This window comes from Borrelia persica No12, assembly GCF_000500045.1.
Taxonomy (GTDB): domain Bacteria; phylum Spirochaetota; class Spirochaetia; order Borreliales; family Borreliaceae; genus Borrelia; species Borrelia persica.
Map to the genome: position 1 here is coordinate 1 of NZ_AYOT01000007.1, position 1,013 is coordinate 1,013.

Consider the following 1,013-nt stretch of genomic DNA (forward strand, 5'->3'; position numbering starts at 1 on the left):
AAAATGGGAATTTGACATATATGACTCCTGTGGGTTTGTGGCATGATTTTGCTTCGCAGTTGTTTAGGAAATTCATTTTTAGTAATTGTGCAGTGAATTTTATATATAATTTTGAAAACAAAAAAAGATTTACGGATGTTGGTTCCAAATTTCAGTTTTCGATTTTTCAGATTAGTAATAATAACATGTCTGAATTTACTAACTTTAAGATTAAGTTTATGATTCAGGATTATGACCCTATTATTAAGGATATGACAGCTAATCTTAAATTATCTGTTAATAATAAAAATATTGTTTACAAGGGTTTTGATTTGTGTGTATCAAAAATCAAAAGATTTTCTCCTATGTATGAATCTATAATGAATTTTAAGAGTAATGAAGAATTTTCTTTAGTTAGTAAAATGTTTAGTAAATGTGATGTTCTGTCTGAAGAATATATCAAGTTTATGGTTGGGTTAGATATAATATCTGAAATCAAAGAATTTTTTGAAGAAAATGTTATTAATGACAATGAAAATGATTATGTATTTATTTATCAAGGTGCTAATATATATCAATTTAATTCAAGATATTTTGAACATGAGAATTCAAGAGTAAAGTCTAAATTGTTGTGGATTAGTAAGAAAAATATAGACAAATTTATACCTAATGAAAACTTAAATAATATAAATGTTTTATTTAGAAGAGTAGCCAGTTCTGTAGATTCACGAACTATGATTAGTACTTTAATGCCTAAAAATTGTTATTGTGCTCATTCAGTTATTATGAGTGATGCCAATTATGGTAAAGCACAAATATCTATTTATAAGAAATTGTTTATTGTATCTGTGTTTAATTCCTTGCCTTTTGATTTTTTGCTGAGAAGATTTGTAAGTATTAATGTGACAAACTCATATGTGTATCAGTGTCCTATGCCACAACCCAGTGAAAAGGAAATTTTGACAAATCCTGTGAATTTACTTCTTGCAATGAATGCTTGCATATTAATTGTTAAGAATAATCCAAATGATTTC

General features: G+C 26.2%; 1 pseudogene. It reads left to right on the plus strand.

The annotated features are described in order from the left end of the window. A pseudogene (locus tag U881_RS10140) lies at nucleotides 1-1,013 on the plus strand (class I SAM-dependent DNA methyltransferase); the annotation flags it as partial.